Annotated in this window: 17 protein-coding genes; 15 read left to right on the plus strand and 2 right to left on the minus strand. The window is 67.1% G+C overall.

The annotated features are described in order from the left end of the window. Positions 1-208: 208 nt before the first annotated feature. Positions 209-1,975, plus strand: a complete 1,767-nt coding sequence (gene leuA / locus FB562_RS04515; RefSeq protein WP_141880054.1) for a 2-isopropylmalate synthase — start codon at positions 209-211, stop codon at positions 1,973-1,975. Between the two features lie 152 nt (positions 1,976-2,127). Here the strand turns inward: leuA and FB562_RS04520 are convergent, their stop codons facing one another. Then, positions 2,128-2,802, minus strand: coding sequence for a trimeric intracellular cation channel family protein (locus FB562_RS04520; RefSeq protein WP_141880055.1), 675 nt, complete (start codon positions 2,800-2,802; stop codon positions 2,128-2,130). 110 nt (positions 2,803-2,912) lie between these two features. On the opposite strand from FB562_RS04520, the gene recO reads away from it, so the two are divergent. From recO to FB562_RS04565, 9 genes are all read left to right on the plus strand, one after another. Further along, positions 2,913-3,755, plus strand: a complete 843-nt coding sequence (recO, locus tag FB562_RS04525; protein WP_141880056.1) for a DNA repair protein RecO — start codon at positions 2,913-2,915, stop codon at positions 3,753-3,755. Then, positions 3,752-4,570 carry an isoprenyl transferase gene (locus FB562_RS04530; RefSeq protein WP_141880057.1) on the plus strand — a complete coding sequence of 273 codons (819 nt, stop codon included), beginning with the start codon at positions 3,752-3,754 and terminating at the stop codon, positions 4,568-4,570. The genes recO and FB562_RS04530 overlap by 4 nt, the downstream gene beginning before the upstream one ends. A gap of 116 nt (positions 4,571-4,686) precedes the next feature. Beyond that, positions 4,687-5,367 (plus strand): NUDIX hydrolase, encoded by a 681-nt coding sequence (locus FB562_RS04535; protein WP_141880058.1) that lies wholly within the window; start codon positions 4,687-4,689, stop codon positions 5,365-5,367. Between the two features lie 52 nt (positions 5,368-5,419). Continuing rightward, positions 5,420-6,697, plus strand: a complete 1,278-nt coding sequence (gene nadA / locus FB562_RS04540; protein WP_141880059.1) for a quinolinate synthase NadA — start codon at positions 5,420-5,422, stop codon at positions 6,695-6,697. Further along, a complete protein-coding gene (nadB, locus tag FB562_RS04545) occupies positions 6,697-8,250 on the plus strand; it encodes an L-aspartate oxidase (RefSeq protein WP_141880060.1) in 1,554 nt (517 codons plus the stop codon). Before nadA ends, nadB begins: the two co-directional genes overlap by 1 nt. Continuing rightward, positions 8,247-9,098: a carboxylating nicotinate-nucleotide diphosphorylase gene (nadC, locus tag FB562_RS04550; protein WP_141880061.1), complete on the plus strand. Its 852-nt coding sequence runs from the start codon at positions 8,247-8,249 to the stop codon at positions 9,096-9,098. The genes nadB and nadC overlap by 4 nt, the downstream gene beginning before the upstream one ends. Positions 9,099-9,100: 2 nt before the next feature. Next, entirely contained in the window at positions 9,101-10,255 is a 1,155-nt protein-coding gene (locus tag FB562_RS04555; RefSeq protein WP_141880062.1) for a cysteine desulfurase family protein, read from the plus strand. A gap of 114 nt (positions 10,256-10,369) precedes the next feature. Further along, positions 10,370-11,755 (plus strand): glycine--tRNA ligase, encoded by a 1,386-nt coding sequence (locus FB562_RS04560; RefSeq protein WP_141880063.1) that lies wholly within the window; start codon positions 10,370-10,372, stop codon positions 11,753-11,755. A gap of 104 nt (positions 11,756-11,859) precedes the next feature. After that, positions 11,860-12,507 (plus strand): DsbA family oxidoreductase, encoded by a 648-nt coding sequence (locus tag FB562_RS04565; protein ID WP_141880064.1) that lies wholly within the window; start codon positions 11,860-11,862, stop codon positions 12,505-12,507. A gap of 173 nt (positions 12,508-12,680) precedes the next feature. On the opposite strand, the gene FB562_RS04570 is transcribed toward FB562_RS04565, so the two are convergent. Next, positions 12,681-13,187, minus strand: coding sequence for an aminoacyl-tRNA deacylase (locus FB562_RS04570; RefSeq protein WP_141880065.1), 507 nt, complete (start codon positions 13,185-13,187; stop codon positions 12,681-12,683). A gap of 33 nt (positions 13,188-13,220) precedes the next feature. Between FB562_RS04570 and dusB the strand changes: the two genes are divergently transcribed. The 5 genes from dusB to FB562_RS04595 all read left to right on the plus strand — a co-directional run bounded on the left by dusB (position 13,221) and on the right by FB562_RS04595 (position 20,785). After that, positions 13,221-14,408: a tRNA dihydrouridine synthase DusB gene (gene dusB / locus FB562_RS04575; RefSeq protein WP_141880066.1), complete on the plus strand. Its 1,188-nt coding sequence runs from the start codon at positions 13,221-13,223 to the stop codon at positions 14,406-14,408. Positions 14,409-14,445: 37 nt separating this feature from the next. Continuing rightward, positions 14,446-15,690: a deoxyguanosinetriphosphate triphosphohydrolase gene (locus FB562_RS04580; RefSeq protein ID WP_185740521.1), complete on the plus strand. Its 1,245-nt coding sequence runs from the start codon at positions 14,446-14,448 to the stop codon at positions 15,688-15,690. Positions 15,691-15,755: 65 nt separating this feature from the next. Then, complete coding sequence (gene dnaG, locus FB562_RS04585) at positions 15,756-17,699, plus strand: DNA primase (protein ID WP_141880068.1); 1,944 nt, start codon at positions 15,756-15,758, stop codon at positions 17,697-17,699. 213 nt (positions 17,700-17,912) lie between these two features. Continuing rightward, the gene (locus tag FB562_RS04590; protein WP_141880069.1) at positions 17,913-19,544 is read left to right on the plus strand and encodes an ABC transporter substrate-binding protein; all 1,632 of its coding nucleotides are present in this window, start codon (positions 17,913-17,915) and stop codon (positions 19,542-19,544) included. A gap of 143 nt (positions 19,545-19,687) precedes the next feature. Continuing rightward, positions 19,688-20,785 carry an ABC transporter permease gene (locus FB562_RS04595; protein ID WP_141880070.1) on the plus strand — a complete coding sequence of 366 codons (1,098 nt, stop codon included), beginning with the start codon at positions 19,688-19,690 and terminating at the stop codon, positions 20,783-20,785. Positions 20,786-20,787: the final 2 nt, after the last annotated feature.

Below are 20,787 nucleotides of genomic sequence, written 5' to 3' on the forward strand. Positions count from 1 at the left end.
GTTCCATGTTGTCCTGAATCACGATGCCACGCATGATTCCGTCGTTCGAGGGTGTCCTTCGAACCGTGGCCGTGCAGTGCTACGCTGGAGAGGTGCTGTTCGGTCTGCTTCTCCTTAGCTGCCGCGACGAGTCCTAGTTCCCAGGCCTCCCTCGTCGCGGTGTTCGTCGTCGGCTGACCGATCAGAGCGAGAGAGAAACCTTAGGACCATGAAGAACACACAGTCACCGTCGGCGATGCCGATCCACAAGTACCGCCCGTACAACGAGGTCCTGAACGTGGATCTCCCCGACCGCACCTGGCCGTCGAAGCGCATCACGCAGGCGCCCCGCTGGTGTGCCGTCGACCTGCGCGACGGCAACCAGGCGCTCATCGACCCGATGAGCCCCGAGCGCAAGCGCATCATGTTCGACCTGCTCGTGAAGATGGGCTACAAGGAGATCGAGGTCGGCTTCCCGTCGGCGAGCCAGACCGACTTCGACTTCGTGCGCAGCCTCATCGAGGGCGATGCGATTCCCGACGATGTGACGATCCAGGTTCTGACGCAGGCTCGCGAGTCGCTCATCACCCGCACCTACGAGTCGCTCAAGGGTGCCAAGCGCGCGATCGTGCACCTGTACAACTCGACGAGCGTGCTGCAGCGCGATGTCGTCTTCCGCACCGACAAGCAGGGCGTGATCGACATCGCCCTCGAGGGTGCTCGCCTGTGCCGGGCGGCCGAGCACATCGCCGAGGGCACCGAGATCTTCTACGAGTACTCGCCCGAGAGCTACACGGGCACCGAGCTGGAGTTCGCGCTCGATGTCTGCAACCAGGTGCTCGAGGTGTTCGAACCCACCCCCGAGCGCAAGGTCATCATCAACCTGCCGGCGACGGTCGAGATGGCGACGCCGAACGTCTACGCCGACTCGATCGAGTGGATGTCGCGCCATCTGAACCACCGCGAGAACGTCATCCTGAGCCTGCATCCGCACAATGACCGCGGCACTGCGGTCGCTGCGGCCGAGCTGGGCTACATGGCCGGCGCGGATCGCATCGAGGGCTGCCTCTTCGGCAACGGTGAGCGCACCGGCAACGTCGATCTCGTCGCGCTGGGCATCAACCTGTTCACGCAGGGCATCGACCCGCAGATCGACTTCGGCGACCTCGACGGCATCAAGCGCACCGCTGAGTACTGCACCCAGCTGCCTGTGCCTGAGCGCAGCCCGTGGGCGGGTGACCTCGTCTACACGGCGTTCAGTGGTTCGCATCAGGATGCGATCAAGAAGGGCTTCGAGGCGATGGATGCGGCGGCCGCCGAGCAGGGCGTCTCCGTCGACGATCTCGTCTGGGCTGTTCCGTACCTGCCGGTCGACCCGAAGGACCTGGGGCGCAGCTACGAGGCGGTCATCCGTGTCAATTCGCAGTCCGGCAAGGGCGGCGTCGCCTACCTGCTGAAGAACGACCACGCGCTCGACCTGCCGCGCAAGCTGCAGATCGAGTTCAGCGGTGTGGTGCAGGCGAAGACGGATGCCGAGGGCGGCGAGGTCACGAGCGGCCAGATCTGGGACATCTTCACCGACGAGTACCTGCCTGCGGATGACGCGGAGCAGAAGTGGGGCCGCTTCGAACTGAAGCGCACGAGCACGTCGAGCGACATGGGCGGCGAAGTGTCACTGCATGTCGATCTTCGGGTTGATGACGAGACGCTGTCGACGGATGCCACAGGAAACGGCCCGATCGCGGCGTTCCTGTCGGTGCTCGGCGCGCAGGGTGTCGATGTGACGCTGTACGACTATGTCGAGCACGCCCTCAGCTCCGGCGGCGACGCACAGGCGGCCTCCTATGTGGAGCTCAACGTCAACGGTCGCACCCTGTGGGGTGTCGGCATCGATGCGGACATCTCGACGGCGTCGCTGAAGGCGATCGTGTCGGCGGTGAACCGTGCGGTGCGCTCGGAGGCGGGCAACCGCGACCAGGAGCTCGCCGCCGTCTGACGCCACCGCCACCGCTGGTCGAGGTGCCGCCGTCTACGGCTACGAGCATCCCGCTGGTCGAGGTGTCGCCGTCTACGGCTACGAGCATCCCGCTGGTCGAGGTGTCGCCGTCTACGGCGACAGTCTCGAGACCGGCCGCACAGAACCCCAGGTCACCGCACGTTCCGCGGCCATCGCGGTAGCCGGGGCAGCCGACTGAGTTCGCGCTGCTCCGGCAGGCTCCAGCCGAAGCGCATGGCGAGGATGCGCACGAGCGTGGTGAGCACGACGCACACGATGGCGGCGACCGTGAGTTCGACGCCGAGGCCGACGGCGATGACCATGACGGTGCATCCGCCGACTGCTGCGACGGCGTACAGCGATCCGACGTGCATGACGGCGATGGGCAGGTTCAGCAGCAGGTCGCGCACGATTCCGCCGCCGACGCCGCCGAGCACTCCGATGAACACTGCGGGGATGGCGGGCAGGCCGAGGTCGAGCGCTTTCGCTGTGCCGATTGCGGCGAAGAGGCCGATGGTGAGGGCGTCGAGGATGGCGATGGCGATGGCGACTCTGGTGAACAGTCGGTTGAGGAGCATCCCGAGCAGTGCGGCGAGCACGGCGACGAGCAGGTACCAGTTGGTCTGGAACGCGACGGGTGGCACGTTGAGCATGAGGTCGCGCAGCAGGCCGCCGCCGAGGCCTGTTCCGGTGCCGATGATGGCGATGCCGAGCAGATCGAGCTTGCGGTCGCGGAATCCGGCGGCGAAGAGACCGCCCTGCACGCTTCCGACGGCGACCGCGACGATGTCTGCCCAGAGGGGGATGGTGAAGAGGGTCTCGGCCACCTCCCATTGGTATCACGGGAGGGGCCCGCGAGCACGCGTTTTGGGGGTGCCGTGCCGTCGCATCCGCCAGCCTTCCCGCGGTCTTCAGTCAAGCATCCGATAATTGATGGATGCCGCTCTACCGAGATGACGTCGTCGTGCTTCGCACCCACAAGCTGGGCGAGGCCGACCGCATTGTGACGATGCTGAGCAGGCGGCACGGCAAGATCCGGGCGGTGGCGAAGGGTGTGCGGCGTACGGCGTCGAAGTTCGGTGCACGGTTGGAGCCGTTCATGGTCGCCGATGTGCAGTTCTTTGAGGGGCGTTCGCTCGACATCGTCACCCAGGCGGAGTCGTTGGGTTCCTACGGCGCCGAGATCACGGCCGACTATGGCAGCTACACGGCGGCGAGCACCATGGTGGAGGCGGCCGACAAGCTCACCGAGGATGAGGGCAGTCTGCAGCAGTATCTGCTGCTGGTCGGGGCGTTGCGGTCGCTTGCCCGGGCCGAGCACGGCGCGAGTCTCACTCTCGACTCGTATCTTCTGCGGTCGCTGGCGATCGCCGGCTGGGCGCCGAGTTTCTTCGACTGCGCCATGACGGGCGTGGCCGGCCCGCATTCGGCGTTCGTGGTTCAGATGGGTGGTGTTGTCGCTGATGCGGTGGCGCCTCCGGGTGCCCCGCGGCTCGACCCGGCGACCCTCGGCCTGCTCGCGGCGCTGCTTGCGGGCGATTGGGAGGCGGCGGAGCTTGCCGACGACCGGGCGCGATCGCAGGCGAGCGGAGTCGTCGCCGCCTACACGCAGTTCCATCTGGAGCGTAAGCTCCGGTCGCTTGAGCATGTCGACCGCCGCAGGACGGAACCCCGTGCGGGGCGGCACGATGAGGCCGAGCCTGCGGCAGAACCGCAGGAGCAGCCGCCGGCCGCGGAACAGGCCCAGGAGCAGATTCAGGAGCAGGGGAGCCCCGCATGACCCGCGATTCGCGCAGCCATGTCGCCAAGACGCACCGTGACGCCGTCGACTTCAAGCCTGTCGACTGGACGGGCCTCTACCCGCCGCAGTTGCCGAAGGCGGCCGTGCCCGCCCATGTCGCGGTGGTCATGGATGGCAATGGGCGCTGGGCGAACGCCCGCGGCCTGACCCGTATCGAGGGCCACAAGGCGGGGGAGTCTGCGCTGCTCGATGTCGTGGCGGGGGCGATCCAGATCGGCGTGAAGCATCTGAGCGTGTACGCGTTCTCGACCGAGAACTGGAAGCGTTCGCCCGAGGAGGTTCGCTTTCTGATGGGCTTCAATCGCGGCGTGCTGCACCGCAGGCGCGATCAGCTCAACGACTGGGGTGTGCGCGTGCGCTGGGCGGGGCGCAGGCCGCGACTGTGGACATCCGTCATCAAGGAGCTCGAGTTCGCCGAGCAGCTCACGGCAGGCAACAGCACGCTGACGCTCACCATGTGCGTCAATTACGGCGGGCGAACCGAGATCGCGGATGCTGTGCGCAGCATCGCCGAGGATGTTGCCGCCGGTCGCATGTCGCCGTCTGCGGTGACGGAGAAGGCGATCGCCCGCAGGTTGTACGCCCCGGAGCTTCCCGATGTGGACCTGTTCGTGCGCAGCTCGGGCGAGCAGCGCACGAGCAACTTCATGCTGTGGCAGAGTGCCTACGCCGAGATGGTGTTCCTTGACACGCTGTGGCCCGACTTCTCGCGGGAGCAGCTGTGGGAGGCGGTCGAGATCTACGCGCGCCGCAACCGCCGCTTCGGCGGTGCCGTCGACGCCCCCTCCGCCTGAGTGCGCCCGCCCGGTCGCCAGACGTAACAATTAGGGTCATGGTGACCCTAAGTGCTATTCTCTGTTCAGGTCGCAGTGACCTTTACTGACTGAAGTGCGAAAGAGGGGCGGATGCGATGGGCGACACGGGCGTGAACCTCGCGATCTCGACGGTCATCTTCGCGCTGCGCCCCGCGCCCGACGGCGGCGCGCCCACGCTGTGGATTCCGTTGGTGCGTCGCATCCGTGACCCGCATCTGGGCCTGTGGGCGCTGCCGGGCGGCCCGCTCCTGCCGGAGGAGAGCCTCGCCGAGGCGGCCGCGCACAACCTCAAATCGACGACCGATGTCGAGCCGCGCTACCTCGAGCAGTTGTACGCGTTCGGCGAGCCCGACCGTTCGCCGGGTGACCGCGTCGTGTCGATCGTGTACTGGGCGCTTGTGCACTCCGGCGAGGCCGAGCAGCTGGCCGAGGGCGAGAATGTGCGCTGGTTCGTGGCCGATGAGGTGCCGCGGCTGGCATTCGACCACAACACGATCATCGAGTACGCGCTGTGGCGGCTGCGCAACAAGATGGAGTACAGCCGCATCGCGCACGCGCTGCTCGGTGAGACGTTCACGCTCACGCAGCTGCGTGAGGTGCACGAGGCCGTTCTGGGGCGCCCGCTCGACCCCGCCAACTTTCGGCGCCAGATCGAGTCGTCGGGTGATGTCGTCGCCACCGATCAGGTGGTCACGGGTGGCAGGCATCGGCCGCCGCGCCTCTTCCGGTACATCGGCTCCGTCGATCTCGGCGACACCGGCCCGCTCTCCGGCTAGCCGCCCCGGCGCCCCACGAACCAGCACCCCACCCACCGCATCAGGAGTTTCCGTGACCTCAGTCGACACGACCATTCAACGCATCCGCCTCACCGGTGCGCCCGCAGACGAACTCTGCACGACCGATCTCGTCGAGGCTCCGTGGAATTTCGACACCGTGCCGGGTTACGGGCCGGGCTCGTCGATGGGCGATGTGATTCCGGTCGGCTCGCCGCGTCAGGGCCAGCTCCCCGCGGAGTACCGCACCGCGTCGCCTGAGGAGCTTGACCGTCGCATCCGCGCCGCCAAGGCGGAGCTGGGGGAGCGGCTCGTGATCCTCGGCCACCACTATCAGCGTGACGAGATCATCGAGTACGCCGACTTCGTGGGTGATTCGTTCCAGTTGGCGAATGCCGCGCAGACGGTGCCGAATGCTGAGGCGATCGTGTTCTGCGGGGTGCATTTCATGGCCGAGACGGCCGACGTGCTCGCCCGCGACGGGCAGGCCGTGATCCTTCCGAATCTGGCCGCCGGGTGTTCGATGGCCGACATGGCCGACATCGATTCGGTCACCGAATGCTGGGAGCAGCTGGAGGCGCTGTACGGCACGGAGCCGGATGCGGATGGCCGGGTGCCGGTCATCCCGGTCACCTACATGAACTCCTCGGCGGCGCTCAAGGGTTTCTGCGGTGCACATGGCGGAATCGTCTGCACCTCATCCAACGCGAAGGCCGTGCTCGAGTGGGCCTTCGAGCGGGGGCAACGGGTGCTGTTCTTCCCCGACCAGCATCTCGGGCGCAACACGGCCAAGGCGATGGGCGTGCCCCTCGAGCTGATGCCGCTGTGGAACCCGCTCAAGCCGCTCGGCGGCAACGAGGAGCAGCACCTGCACGACGCCCGCGTTCTGCTGTGGCACGGCTTCTGCTCCGTGCACAGGCGCTTCACGACGGCCCAGATCGACCAGGCCAGGGCGGAGCATCCGGGCGTTCGCGTCATCGTGCACCCGGAGTGCCCGCAGCCTGTCGTCGATGCCGCCGACGAGGCGGGCTCGACCGATTACATCCTCAAGGCGGTGGCTGCGGCGGCCGAGCCGACGACGTTCGCCATCGGCACCGAGATCAACATGGTCACGCGGCTGGCCGCGCAGTACCCGCAGCACACCATCTTCTGCCTCGACCCGGTCATCTGCCCCTGTTCCACGATGTACCGCATCCATCCCGGCTATCTGGCCTGGGTGCTTGAGGCGTTCGTGCGCGGCGAGGTCCTGAACCGCATCACCGTCGACGAGGGCGTCACGGCGACGGCGAAGCTGGCGCTTGAGCGGATGCTCGCAGCCCGGCCGGCAGGCTGATGGGCACCGTCATCGTTGTCGGCTCCGGGGCCGCTGGTCTCACGGCGGCGCTCGGGGCCTCCCGCGAGCACGAGGTTGTTCTGCTCACGAAGGCGGAGCTGGGCGAGAGCAACAGCCTGTACGCGCAGGGCGGCGTCGCGGCCGCGCTGTCGGAGGATGACAGCACCGAGCTGCACCTCGCCGACACGCTGCGCGCGGCAGCGGGCGCCGGCGACGAGGAGGCGGCGCGCGTGCTCTGCGAGGAGGGCCCGCAGCGTGTGCGCGAGTTGATCGAGCTCGGCGTCGACTTCGACCGTGACGGCGCCGCGTTGGCCCGCGGCCAGGAGGGTGCCCATTCGCTCGCTCGCGTGCTGCATGCGGGCGGTGATGCGACGGGTCGCGCGATCGTTGCGGCCCTGACCCGCGCGGTGCGCGCCTCGGGCGTGCGAATCGTGGAGAACGCGTTTCTCCTGGACCTGGTGGTTCGCGATGGTGTGGTCGTCGGCGTTGAGGTGCTCCGCGCCGGGGTGCGGCTGGCGATCGAGGCGGATGCCGTCGTCGTGGCGAGCGGCGGCGCTGGGCAGCTGTTCCTGCACACGACCAACCCCGCGGGCGCGACGGGCGATGGCGTGGCGGCGGCCCTGCGCGCCGGTGCGCGCCTCGCCGATGCCGAGTTCTACCAGTTCCACCCGACGGCCCTCGCGGTGCCCGGCACACCGCTCGTGTCCGAGGCGGTGCGCGGCGAGGGAGCTGTGCTGCGGGATGCGAACGGCGTCCGTTTCATGCTTGACGAGCATCCGGATGCTGAGCTTGCCCCTCGAGATGTCGTCGCGAGGGCGATCTCCCGCACAATGGCACGGCAGGGTGGCGAGCCGGTTCTCCTGGACTGCACAGGCCTGGGCACTGAGCTCGCGCAGCGCTTTCCCGGTTTCTGGGCGCTCTGCGCGAAGCATGGCTTCGACCCTTCCAGTGAGGGGATCCCGGTGACGCCGGCGGCCCACTACTGGATGGGCGGAATCGAAACCGATCTCGATGGCCGCAGCAGCATCCCGGGCCTCTTCGCGATCGGTGAGGCGGCCTGCACGGGAGCGCACGGCGCCAACAGGCTCGCCTCGAATTCGCTGCTGGAGGCCCTCGTGTTCGCCCATCGCGTCGTCGACGCGCTCGAGGGCATCGGGGCCGGACGCGAACTGGTTCCGGATGCGCATGCCGCCGTGGCGCTCGCCCCGGAGCAGCCTGCCGGGTCACCCCTCGATCGCCGCGATCTGCAGAAGCTCATGTGGCGATTCGTCGGGCTCGAACGGGATGCGGCAGGGCTCACTGAGGCGACACACACGCTCGACCGCTGGTCGCTGCGCCATGGTGAGGCTCGCAGCGGTTCGGTGCACGATCTCGAGACGGCCAATCTGCTCGAGGTGGCGCGCGCCGTGGTTGCGGCCGCCGCGGAGCGGACGCACTCGCTCGGCGCGCACTGGCGCAGCGACGACGTGCACCCAGAACGCGACACCTCTCTCGCATCCGGAACCTCCGGACACGAGTCGATCGATCCCGCCCGAAAGGCCGTGCTCCTGTGATCCCTGCTGCCACTGTCGAATCCGTTGTTCGCGCCGCCCTTGCCGAGGATGCGCCCTGGGGCGACGTCACGAGCGAGTCGCTTCTGCCGGAGGGCTCGCAGGCCGTCGCCGAGCTGGCCGCCCGGGAGCCCGGCATCCTGGCAGGCGCCGGGGTCTTCGCCGCGGCGATGCACGCCGTCGACCCGTCGATCGAGGTGGAGTTGCTGCTTGCCGACGGCGAGGCCTTCGCGGCGGGCGCCCTGCTGGCGCGGGTCTCGGGTGACGCCCGCGGCATCCTCAGGGCTGAGCGTGTCGGCCTCAATCTCGTGCAGCGGCTCAGCGGCATCGCCACGGAGACCGCCCGCTATGTCGCCGCCGTCGCCGGCACGCGTGCGCGCATCGTCGACACACGCAAGACCACTCCGGGCCTGCGTGCGCTCGAACGCCACGCCGTCCGCTGCGGGGGCGGGCACAATCACCGTTTCTCCCTCTCGGATGCGGTGCTCGCCAAAGACAATCATCTGGCGGTGCTGACGAGGGGCGGCCGCGACCTCACGGAGGCGCTGCGCGAGGCGCGCGAGCGGCTCGGCCACACCGTGCACTTCGAGGTGGAGGTCGATCGCGTCGATCAGATCGAGCCGGTCATCGCCGCGGGCATCGACACGATCATGCTCGACAACTTCACGCCGGAGCAGCTTCGGGAGGGCGTCGCGATCGTCGCCGGCCGCGCTCTCGTCGAGGCGAGCGGCGGTGTGTCGCTCGCGACGGTCGCCGAGATCGCGGCCACGGGTGTCGACGTGATCTCCGTGGGCGCGCTCACGCACAGCGTGCGTTCACTCGACCTCGGGCTCGACGTGGTCGTGCGTTGAGCATGGACGACGCCGGGCCCCTCTATCTCGATCACGCGGCGACGAGCCCTGTGCGTCGTGAGGTGCTCGAGGCGATGTGGCCCTATCTGAGCTCTGAGTTCGGCAACCCTTCCAGCCATCACGCTGCGGGGGAGTCGGCCGCAAGAGCCCTCGACTGGGCGCGATCGACGGTTGCTGCGGTTCTCGGCTGCCGGGCCTCGGAGATCGTGTTCACGGGTGGCGGCACCGAGGCGAACAATCTCGCGATCAAGGGTGTGGCTCTGGCGCGGCCCCGCGGCCGTCACGTCGTGATCTCGGCTGTCGAGCATCCGTCTGTTCTGGAGTCCTGCGCCTATCTGGAACGCTTTCACGGCTTCGAGGTCGCCCGCCTGCCGGTCGATTCGTACGGACTCGTCGCGCCTGCTGACTTCGAGGCGGCGCTGCATGAGGACACGACCCTTGCGAGCGTCATGTACGCCAACAACGAGATCGGCACAGTGCAGCCGATCGCCGAACTCGCCGGCATCGGCCGTGCGGTTGGCGTCCCGTTCCACAGTGATGCGGTGCAGGCGGCCGGATGGCTGCCGCTCGACGTGGACGGGCTCGGCGTCGACGCGCTCACCCTCGCCGGCCACAAGCTGGGCGCGCCGAAGGGCATCGGGGTGCTGTTCTGCCGGGCCCGCATCCCGCTCGAACCCGTTCTGCACGGCGGCGGGCAGGAACGCGGGCGCAGATCAGGAACTCAGGATGTCGCCGGGGCCGTCGGGCTGGCGACGGCGCTCGTGCTCGCGGACGACGAGCGAAAGGCGGGGGCGGATGCCCTGGGTCGCCTCCGCGACGAATTCATCGCCAGAATTCTGGCAGGGGTGCAGGGCTCCACCCTCACGGGGCACCCGAGCCTCCGTCTCGCCGGCAGCGCGTCATTCTGCTTTGCGGGTACGAGCGGCGAAGCGGTGCTGCTCGAGTTGGAACGAAGAGGGGTGCTGGTGTCGAGCGGCTCCGCCTGCGCGGCGGGCAGCTCGGATCCGTCGCCCGTACTGCTGGCGATCGGCGTGGAGCCGGAACTGGCCCAGACGGCGGTGCGCTTCACGTTCGGCGCCCAGATCGAGCGAGCACAACTGCTCGCCGTCGCGGACGCCGTCGAGGCATCCGTTGCAGCCGTGCGCGGCATTCGCTGATTGCCCGAACCCAGCGGCCGGGGGAGCACGCTCCGCGAAGTAGCATGGGTGGTGGCGCATCGCGCCGTTTCGCCGACCGCGCACCCAGTGCGGCTGACTTTTGGAGTTAATGACGTGGCCATCGCCTCATCCCTCGATTCGGTTATCTCCCTGGCCAAGCGCCGGGGTTTCGTGTTCCAGGCGGGTGAGATCTACGGCGGCTCCCGTTCGGCGTGGGACTACGGGCCCCTCGGCGTCGAGCTGAAGGAGAACATCAAGCGCGAATGGTGGCAGACCTTCGTGCGCAGCCGCGAGGACATGGTGGGTCTCGACTCGTCCGTCATCATCCCGAAGGCGGTCTGGGAGGCATCCGGCCACGTCGCGACGTTCACCGACCCGCTCGTCGAGTGCACCTCCTGCCACCACCGTTTCCGCCAGGACCACCTGATCGAGGCGTTCGAGGCGAAGAAGGGCCGCGAGGCGAAGGATGGGATGAGCGAGATCGCCTGCCCCAACTGCGGAACGCGCGGGCAGTTCACCGAACCCCAGCTGTTCTCGGGGCTCATGAAGACCTTCCTCGGCCCTGTCGACAACGAGGCGGGCCTCAACTATCTGCGCCCCGAGACGGCACAGGGCATCTTCGTCAACTTCAACAATGTGCTCACGGCGTCGCGCAAGAAGCCCCCATTCGGCATCGGCCAGATCGGCAAGGCGTTCCGCAACGAGATCACGCCCGGCAACTTCATCTTCCGCACCCGCGAGTTCGAGCAGATGGAGATCGAGTTCTTCACCGCGCCCGATGAGGCGGACGCCTGGTTCAAGGAGTGGGTCGAGGCCTGCTGGAACTGGTTCATCGACCTGGGGATCGACCCCGAGAACATGCGCCGCTTCGACGTTCCCGACGGCGAGCGCGCCCACTACTCGGCGGGCACGATCGACCTCGAGTACCGTTTCGGTTTCCAGGGCTCCGAGTGGGGCGAGCTGATGGGCATCGCGAACCGTACCGACTTCGACCTCGGTGCGCACAGCAAGGCATCCGGAACCGAGCTCAGCTACTTCGACCAGGCATCCGGCGAGCGTTACACGCCGTACGTGATCGAGCCCTCCTTCGGCCTCACCCGTTCGATGATGGCGTTCCTTGTGGATGCTTATCACGAGGATGAGGCGCCCAACGCGAAGGGCGGCGTCGACAAGCGCACGGTGCTGCGTCTCGACCCGCGCCTGGCCCCGGTGAAGGCTGCCGTGCTGCCGCTGAGCCGCAACGAGCAGCTCTCGCCGCTCGCCAAGGAGCTGGCCACCGATCTGCGCCGTCGCTGGAACATCGACTTCGATGATGCGGGCGCGATCGGCCGCCGCTATCGTCGCCAGGATGAGATCGGCACTCCGTTCTGCATCACGATCGACTTCGACACGCTCGAGGACAAGGCCGTGACGGTGCGCGAGCGCGACAGCATGCAGCAGGAGCGCGTCTCGCTCGACCTCCTGCAGGGCTACCTCGCGGAGCGCCTCCTCGGGGCGTGAGCGATTACCGGCGGATGTCCTGCTGGTTTTGAGGGGCAGAGGTACGAGGCCGTCTCGAAACCAGCCCACGGAATAACCCGCCGGCACCCACGGTTGCCACCAGCATGAGCGATCCCATCAAGGTAGACATCTGGTCAGACGTGCAGTGCCCCTGGTGCTATATCGGTAAGCGTAAATTCGAGGCGGGTGCTGAGCAGTTCGGCGGCGAGGTCGAGATCGAGTACCACTCGTTCGAGCTTTCTCCCGACACCCCTGTCGATTTCGAGGGCAGCACCGCTGACTATTTGAGCAAGCGCAAGGGCATGCCACTTGAGCAGGTGAATGGGATGCTCGCGAATGTGACGAACATCGCGAAGAGTGTGGGGCTCGATTACGACTTCGATTCGGTGAAGCAGACGAACACCATCAAGGCTCACGAGTTGTTGCATTACGCGAAGGCGCAGGGCAGGCAGCTCGAGATGAAGGAGCGGCTGCTGAAGGCCTACTTCGAGGAGGGCGAGCACGTCGGGCGCATTGAGGATCTGGCCGATCTGGCTGCCGAGGTGGGTTTCGACCGTGCGGATGTTGTGCGTTCGCTCACCGAGGAGGAGTTCCTTTCTGCGGTGAAGGCTGATCAGGCGCAGGCGATGGAGTACGGCATCCAGGGTGTTCCGTTCTTTGTCATCGACGGCAAGTACGGCATCTCTGGTGCGCAGGAGGCGGCGACTTTCGCGCAGGCGCTGCAGCAGGTGCGCGACGAGAAGCAGGCATGATGGCTGGCCTCATTCCGCTCGGCGCGCCCGATGCGATCGCGTGCGAGGGTGACGCGTGCTTGGTTCCCGGTGCCGCGGCCCCACCCGCTGATGCCGCGGTCGTGAGTGGGCAGTAGTTGCCCTGAGCAGCTCACTGGGTGGGCGAGAAGTGGCCTCTCGCAGCGCGGCAGCGGTCAGCTGCGGGGTGCGAGCGCTTCTGTGATGTCGGCGACGACCGCGTCGAAGGATGCGGTGAGTGCGTCCCCGTCGACGAACAGGCTCACACCGTGCTCGCCGGCGCCGAGCGAGACGCGCTTGCCGGCGAAGCTGCTGTCGGCGTACACGGGCCACGGGCTGGTGCTGCCGAGCGGCGTTATCGTGCCGCGCTCGTATCCTGTCGCGTCGAAGGCGGTCTGCGCATCCGGCAGCGACAGCTTGTTGACGCCCACGAGCGCGCGCAGTTTGGGCCACGAGATCTGCCGATCGCCGGGCACGAGAGCGAAGAGGAAGCTGCCGTCCTTGTGTTTGACGACGAGCGTCTTGACGATCGCCGAGGGCTCGATTCCGAGGGATGCGGCGGCTTCTTCGAGGCTTCCGGCGGGGCCGCGCTCGACGTATTCGACGTCGAGCCCTCTCGCCGCAGCATCCGCAGCGACTCGTTCACGTCCGGTGGCGCCGGTCGTTTCTGTGGCTTCTGTCATCGGATGCCTCGCTTTGTCTGGAAGAATTGGAGCATGACCGTGATCGACGCTACCTCCTCCCGCCCGGCATCGGCCGTGCGCGAGTCGAGTGCGCCGCTGCGGATCGGCTCGCTCGAGCTTGACGTGCCTGTGGTTCTGGCGCCCATGGCGGGCATCACGAACACGGCGTTCCGCAGGCTCTGCCGTGAGTTCGGCGCGGGGCTGTATGTCAGCGAGATGATCACGAGCCGTGCGCTTGTGGAGCGTACTCCGGGGAGCATGCGCCTCATTCAGCATCACGAGTCGGAGTCGGTGCGCAGCATCCAGCTCTACGGCGTCGACCCGAAGACGGTGCGCGAGGCCGTGACGATGCTCGTCGCCGAGGATCGTGCCGACCATATCGACCTCAACTTCGGCTGCCCTGTCCCGAAGGTGACGCGCAAGGGCGGGGGAGCGGCGCTTCCCTGGAAGACGAGCCTGTTCCGCGACATCGTGGAGGGCGCGGTCGAGGCTGCCGGCGACATCCCGTTGACGATCAAGATGCGCAAGGGCATCGACGCCGATCACCTCACCTATCTCGAGGCGGGGCGCATCGCCGAGGGTGCCGGCGTCGCGGCCGTGGCGCTGCACGCCCGTACGGCATCCGAGTTCTACAGCGGCCACGCCGACTGGTCGGCGATCTCGAAGCTCAAAGAGGTGGTCACCTCTGTTCCGGTGCTCGGCAACGGCGACATCTGGTCGGGCGCGGATGCTGTGCGCATGGTCGAGCAGACCGGCTGCGACGGCGTCGTGGTCGGCAGGGGCTGTCTGGGCCGCCCATGGCTGTTCGGTGATCTCGTCTCGTCGTTCTCCGGTGTGGAGCAGGTGGCGCAGCCCAGCCTCGGTGTTGTGGCTGGCGCGGTGCGGCGTCATGCCCAGCTGTTGGGCGAGTTCTTCGACAGCGAGGAGTGGGCCTGCCGCGATATCCGCAAGCACATGGCCTGGTATTTCAAGGGCTATCCGGTGGGTGGCGACATCCGGTCGAGGCTCTCGACGGTCGAGAGTTTCGCCCAGCTCGATGACATCTTGGGTGAGCTCGACGGGGATGCTCCGTATCCGGGTGCGGGTGCTGAGGGGCCGCGCGGTCGTGCCGGCACTCCGAAGCGGCCTGCGCTGCCGCAGGGGTGGCTCGACAGCCGCGAGCTGGGCGTCGAGGAGAGCTTTGAGCTTGCCGGGGCAGAACTGGACACGAGCGGTGGCTGAGCCCCAGGGTGACCCGGGTTCGTCGTCCGGGGGTGTCCTGCCTGCGGGTTATGGCGAGCACGACACCGCTCGCTTCCTCGCAGAGGAGCACTCGAGCCGCCGAAGCGATTTCGCGCGCGACCGCGCCCGCCTGCTGCATTCGAGCGCGCTGCGCCGTCTGGCGGCGAAGACCCAGGTGCTGAGCCCGACGCAGGGCCTCGATTTTGCCCGCAATCGGCTCACCCATTCACTCGAGGTGGCTCAGGTGGGGCGGGAGCTGGCCACGAGCCTCGGCCTCGAGCCGGATGTGGTCGACACGGCCTGTCTCGCCCACGACCTGGGGCATCCGCCGTTCGGCCACAATGGCGAGCGTGCCCTCAACAGCTGGGCCGCAGACATCGGCGGCTTCGAGGGCAATGCGCAGACGCTGAGGCTTCTGACGCGCATCGAGCCGAAGGTCTTCGGCGCCGACGGCACTCCGTACGGCCTGAATCTGACGCGGGCGAGCCTCGACGCGAGTTGCAAGTACCCGTGGCCCGATTCGCGGTCGGTCGCCGATCCGAGCGGGCGGGCCAAGTTCGGTTTCTATGCGGATGATGTGGCGGCCTTCGAGTGGCTCCGTGCGGGCGCCCCCGAGGGCAGGTTGTGCATCGAGGCACAGGTTATGGACCTCTCCGACGACATCGCCTATTCGGTGCACGATTTCGAGGATGCGATCTTCGGCGGTTATGTCGATGTCGCTGCGCTGGGCGCTCGGGTCGATCACGACGAGCTTGTCGATTCGATGGTCGAGTGGATCGGCGGGGAGCTCGATCATGGTGAGCTCATCGCCGCCTTCGACAGGCTCGACAGCCTTCCCGCGTGGATCGATTCGTGGGATGGCAGCAGGCGCGATCAGAGCAGGTTGAAGAACCTGACCAGCCAGCTCATCGGGCGTTTCGCGGGCGGCGCTGTTCAGGCCACGAGGGATGCCTTCTCGTCGGGCAGTCTTGCGCGTTTCGGTGCCGACATCGTGGTGCCCCGCGAGATCCGGGCCGAGATCGCGGTGCTGAAGGGCATCGTGGCGGCCTTCGTGATGTCGCACAACACGCGGCAGCCGATCTACATGCACCAGCGTGAGATCCTCACGGATCTCGCTGACTCCCTGTTCCTGAAGGGTCCGGATGCTCTCGATGCGGGCTTCGCGGCCGACTGGCGGGAGGCGGCGGATGACGGCGCCCGTCGCCGTGTCATCGTCGACCAGGTGGCGAGCCTCACCGATCAGTCGGCGCTCAGTTGGCACGAGCGTCTCGTCGGCAACTGAGCCACCTGGTTCGCACCCTGTGGAGAGCGGCTCGGGTGAGCGGGCGCGCTAACTAGACTTGGGTCATGGCAGGCCTTATTCGACGCAACGACATCGATGAGGTGCGTGCCCGGGTGAACATCGCCGACATCGTGGGCGACTACGTCACCTTGAAGGGCGCCGGCGTGGGCTCTCTGAAGGGCCTCTGCCCGTTCCACGATGAGCGCAGCCCGAGCTTCCATGTGCGTCCGCAGGTGGGGCGTTATCACTGCTTCGGCTGTGGCGAAGACGGCGATGTGTTCACCTTCCTGCAGCGCATGGATCATGTCTCCTTCTCTGAGGCGGTCGAGCGCATGGCGGCGCGCATCGGCTTCGAACTGCATTACGAAGACGGCGGCCCTGCGAATCGTGAGCAGGGCAACAGGGCGCGCCTGCTCGCCGTGAACAAGGCGGCGTCAGATTTCTTTGTCGGCCAGCTGGCCACGGCGGCTGCGGAGCCTGCGCGCACGTTCCTGGGCGAGCGGGGCTTCGACCCCTCGGCAGCGGAGCGTTTCGGTGTGGGCTTCGCCCCGAAGAGCTATGACGCCCTCAGCAAGCATCTCTTCACTCTCGGCTTCACGGAGGCCGAACTGATCGCATCCGGTGTCGTCGGTCAGGGTGATCGCGGCATCTACGACCGCTTCCGCGGGCGTCTCGTGTGGCCGATCCGTGACACGACCGGGCAGACCCTGGGCTTCGGCGCCCGGCGCCTTCTCGACGACGATCAGGGCCCCAAATATCTGAACACCCCCGAGACGGCGGTCTACCACAAGTCTCAGGTGCTCTACGGGCTCGATCTCGCCAAGAGGGACATCTCCCGAGGCAAGCAGGTCGTTGTCGTCGAGGGCTACACGGATGTCATGGCCTGCCATCTCGCGGGCGTCACGACGGCGGTGGCCACCTGTGGCACGGCGTTCGGCGTCGAGCACATCAAGGTCGTGCGCCGCGTGCTGGGCGACTTCGACAACGGTGACTCGACGGCGCTCGGTGAGGTGGTGTTCACCTTTGACCCGGATGAGGCGGGGCAGAAGGCGGCGAGCCGCGCGTTCGCCGAGGAGCAGCGCTTTGCCGCCCAGACCTTCGTGGCTGTCGCCCCCGACGGGCTCGACCCCTGCGATCTGCGCCTCAAGCGCGGCGACGACGCGGTTCGACGGCTCGTGGCGACGAAGAAGCCCATGTTCGAGTTCATGGTGCGGCGGGTGCTGGCGCAGCACGACCTCGACACCGTGGAGGGCCGGGTGGCCGCCCTGCGCGCGTCCGCTCCGATCGTCGCAGGCATCCGTGATCGTGCCCTCAGTGTCGGCTATGTGCGCAACCTGGCCGGGTGGCTGGGCGTGGACCCTGCTGAGGTGTCGCGCGCGGTCTCGTCCGCCGAGCGGCGTGGTGCGTCGGAGAAGGGTGCCGCCTCCGGGCAGCGCGATGACAGAACGGATGCGCGTGACGATCGCTTCGGGGCCGGTCCCGGTGCCGACGCTGACAACGCTGTTCCCGAGGCGATGGCGGGCCCCTCGATAGCGCAGCTGCCCAGCGACCCTGCGACGCGGCTGGAGCGCGATGCGCTCATGGCGGTGCTGCAGCAGCCTGAGCAGGTCGGGGCTGACCTGGTGCGGCGTGTCAGTCAGGCGGCCTTCGCCAATCCGTCTCTCGCGGTTGTGCGTGACGGTGTCGCCGCAGCTTTCGCCGAGGGGGAGGAGGGGTTCGCCCCTTCGCTCTGGCTCGATCGTGTGATCGCCCAGGTTCCGGCACCGTTCGCGACGATCGTGCGTGAGCTCAGCTTCGCTCCTCTCCCGGAGAAGGCCGGTCGTGAGCTCAGCGTCTACTGCCAGGGCGTGGCGCTCTCTCTCATCGACCGTGACCTGCTGCGGCAGAAGGCCGAGCTGCTCGGCAGGTTGCAGAGAACGGATGCCGCGGGCGAGCCGGAACGCTACTCGCAGCTGCAGCGAGAACTCGTGCGGGTTGAGCAGGAGCGTCGCGCGCTGCGGGAGGACTGAGCGCCGGGTGCGGACGGATGCGTCCACCCGTGTTGCAGATCGATAAACTTTTCGGTTTTGGTGCTCGTGTCAGGCCGCAAGAGTGCCACCGTGTGTTAGCAAGGAGTTAACGTAATCCCGCGGCCCCCCGATCAGGTGGGCCGCGTTCCCTGTGGTCGATGGGATCCCCGTCGAACCGAGGGGGAGCCTTCACATGAGAGAGGTATGACGGATATGGCATCCGCATCAACATTCAAGAGGCGCGCGCTTGTCGCGTTGGGCACGGGAACCGCTGCGGTTCTCGTCCTTGCCGGCTGCGCCAGCGGCGGCAACGGCGGCGGCGGCTCGGGTGAGTCGATCACGGTCGGCACCACCGACAAGGTGACGTTCCTCGACCCGGCCGGTTCGTACGACAACGGCTCGTTCGCTGTCATGAACCAGATCTACCCGTTCCTGCTGAACTCGAAGCCGGGCACCGCAGATGTCGAGCCCGACATCGCCGAGTCGGCCGAGTTCACCTCGCCCACCGAGTACACGGTCAAGCTGAAGGCGGGGCTGAAGTTCGCGAACGGCAACGACCTCACGGCATCCGATGTCAAGTTCTCCTTCGACCGCCAGCTGGCGATCGCCGATGTGAACGGCCCGTCGACCCTGCTCTACAACCTCGACAGCACTGAGGCCGTCGACGACACGACCGTGGTGTTCACGCTCAAGTCGGCCAACGACCAGATCTGGCAGCAGATCCTGAGCAGCCCCGCCGGCCCCATCGTCGATGAAGATGTCTTCGCCGCCGACGCCGTCACGAGCGACCAGGAGATCATCGACGGTGAGGCCTTCGCCGGCCCGTTCGTCATCTCCAGCTACAAGTTCAACGAGCTTGTGCAGTTCAAGGCCTACGAGGGCTACGAGGGCGTTCTTGGTGCTCCCAAGACCTCGACCATCAACCTCAAGTACTATGCCGACTCGTCGAACCTGAAGCTCGACGTGCAGGAGGGCAACATCGACGTCGCGACCCGCAGCCTGTCTGCGACCGACATCTCGGACCTGCAGGGCAACGACAACGTGACGGTGCACACGGGCCCCGGCGGCGAGATCCGCTACATCGTGTTCAACTTCAACACGCAGCCGTTCGGTGCGACCACGACCGAGGCCGACCCGGCCAAGGCCCTCGCGGTGCGCCAGGCTGTCGCGGACCTGATCGACCGTGAGGCGATCGCCGACCAGGTCTACAAGGGCACCTACCTGCCCCTGTACTCCTACGTCCCCGCCGGTCTGACCGGTGCCAACGAGGCGCTCAAGGGCCTCTACGGCGATGGCAACGGTGGTCCGGATGCCGACAAGGCTGCCGCGACCCTCGAGGCTGCCGGCGTCACGACTCCGGTCGCGCTCAACCTGCAGTACAACCCGGACCACTACGGCCCGAGCTCGGGCGACGAGTACGCGCTCGTGAAGAGCCAGCTGGAGGCTGACGGCCTGTTCGCCGTGAACCTGCAGTCGACCGAGTGGGTCACCTACGCGGAGGAGCGTTCGGCTGACGCGTACCCGGCCTACCAGCTGGGTTGGTTCCCGGACTACTCGGACGCCGACAACTACCTGTCGCCGTTCTTCCAGACCGACAACTTCCTGGCGAACCACTTCAGCGACCCCGAGCTCGACACGCTGATCCCGGCTCAGGCTGTCGAGACCGACCCGGCGACCCGTGAGGGCATGATCGAGGACATCCAGAACAAGGTCGCGGCCCAGCTGTCGACCCTGCCGTTCCTCCAGGGCGCCCAGGTGGCTGTCTCCGGCAAGGACGTGAGCGGCGTGAGCGACACGCTCGACGCCTCGTTCAAGTTCCGTTTCGGAGTGCTGTCCAAGGGCTAGGCCCGACAGGCGGCTAAAATCTCCTTAGCCGCGCCAGAGGGGGCGGTCCGCGTCACGCGGGTCGCCCCCTCTGTATGCCTGCTCCCGAACATGGAGCGGGTTGCCAACCGCCACACCTGGCGGCGCTGAACAGATTGGTGAACATGAGCTCAACCGCCACGGTGCAGACCGCACCAGGAGGCCCGTCGGCCGCGAAGAAGCGACGATCATCGGGGGGTGGGGGCAGCCTCGGCCGCTACATCCTCACCCGACTGCTGTTGATCATCCCGACGGTGTTCATCCTCGTCACCATGGTCTTCGTTCTCATGCGCACGATCGGCGACCCGATCACGGCGGCTGTCGGCGACCGGCTCAGCGCGGCCCAGCTGCAGGAGCGCATCCATCAGGCAGGCTACGACCGGCCCATCCTGGTGCAGTACTTCGAGTACATCGGTCAGATCTTCACGGGCAATTTCGGCACGACGATCAGCGACGGCCGACCCGTCATCGATGTGCTCACGACTTACGGGCCTGCGACGCTCGAGCTCGTGTTCTACACGCTCATCGTGGCTTTCATCGTGGGCATCCCGTTCGGCATGCTTGCCGCCTATTTCCGTGACAAGTGGCCGGATGCGGTGCTGCGCGTGTTCGCCATCCTCTGCTATGCGACGCCCGTGTTCTTCGCGGGTCTCCTGCTCAAACTCATCTTCTCGGTGTGGCTGAAGTGGCTTCCCGTTGCGGGGCGCGCCTCGACCGGCACGGAGCTCGATCTGCAGTTCCTTGAGAACCCGACGGGCATCTATCTGGTCGACGCCATCCGCACGGGCAGTGCCTCGAATGTGCAGGATGTGCTCTCGCACGCTGTACTGCCGGGCATCGCGCTCGGCCTCCTGACCGCCGGCGTGTTCCTGCGGCTCGTGCGCACGAACGTGATCGGCACGCTCTCGGCCAACTACATCGACTCGGCCCGTTCCCGCGGTGTCAACGAGTTCAGGCTGGTGCGCAGGCACGCCTACAAGCCGGCGCTGATCCCGATCATCACGGTCATGGGTCTTCAGATCGCGCTGCTGCTCGGCGGGGCGGTGCTGACCGAGACGACGTTCGAATGGAAGGGCCTCGGCTTCATCCTCGTCAACTACCTGTCCGCGCGCGACTTCGTGGCGGTGCAGGGAATCGTCGCACTTCTGGCGGTGATCGTCGCCCTGACCAACTTCATCGTCGATGTGATCGCGGCGCTGATCGACCCGAGGGTGAGGTACTGAGC

Origin of the sequence: Homoserinimonas aerilata (genome assembly GCF_006716125.1) — a bacterium.
Lineage (GTDB): Bacteria > Actinomycetota > Actinomycetes > Actinomycetales > Microbacteriaceae > Homoserinimonas > Homoserinimonas aerilata.

Bases quoted from the DNA above. Each gene is read 5' to 3' on its own strand.
- FB562_RS04565 (WP_141880064.1), top strand. From the start codon at position 11,860: ATGAGCGATCCCATCAAGGTAGACATCTGGTCAGACGTGCAGTGCCCC.
- recO (WP_141880056.1), top strand. From the start codon at position 2,913: ATGCCGCTCTACCGAGATGACGTCGTCGTGCTTCGCACCCACAAGCTG.
- FB562_RS04555 (WP_141880062.1), top strand. From the start codon at position 9,101: ATGGACGACGCCGGGCCCCTCTATCTCGATCACGCGGCGACGAGCCCT.
- FB562_RS04570 (WP_141880065.1), bottom strand. From the start codon at position 13,187: ATGACAGAAGCCACAGAAACGACCGGCGCCACCGGACGTGAACGAGTC.
- FB562_RS04590 (WP_141880069.1), top strand. From the start codon at position 17,913: ATGGCATCCGCATCAACATTCAAGAGGCGCGCGCTTGTCGCGTTGGGC.
- dusB (WP_141880066.1), top strand. From the start codon at position 13,221: ATGACCGTGATCGACGCTACCTCCTCCCGCCCGGCATCGGCCGTGCGC.
- FB562_RS04530 (WP_141880057.1), top strand. From the start codon at position 3,752: ATGACCCGCGATTCGCGCAGCCATGTCGCCAAGACGCACCGTGACGCC.
- nadB (WP_141880060.1), top strand. From the start codon at position 6,697: ATGGGCACCGTCATCGTTGTCGGCTCCGGGGCCGCTGGTCTCACGGCG.
- dnaG (WP_141880068.1), top strand. From the start codon at position 15,756: ATGGCAGGCCTTATTCGACGCAACGACATCGATGAGGTGCGTGCCCGG.
- leuA (WP_141880054.1), top strand. From the start codon at position 209: ATGAAGAACACACAGTCACCGTCGGCGATGCCGATCCACAAGTACCGC.
- FB562_RS04595 (WP_141880070.1), top strand. From the start codon at position 19,688: ATGAGCTCAACCGCCACGGTGCAGACCGCACCAGGAGGCCCGTCGGCC.
- FB562_RS04535 (WP_141880058.1), top strand. From the start codon at position 4,687: ATGGGCGACACGGGCGTGAACCTCGCGATCTCGACGGTCATCTTCGCG.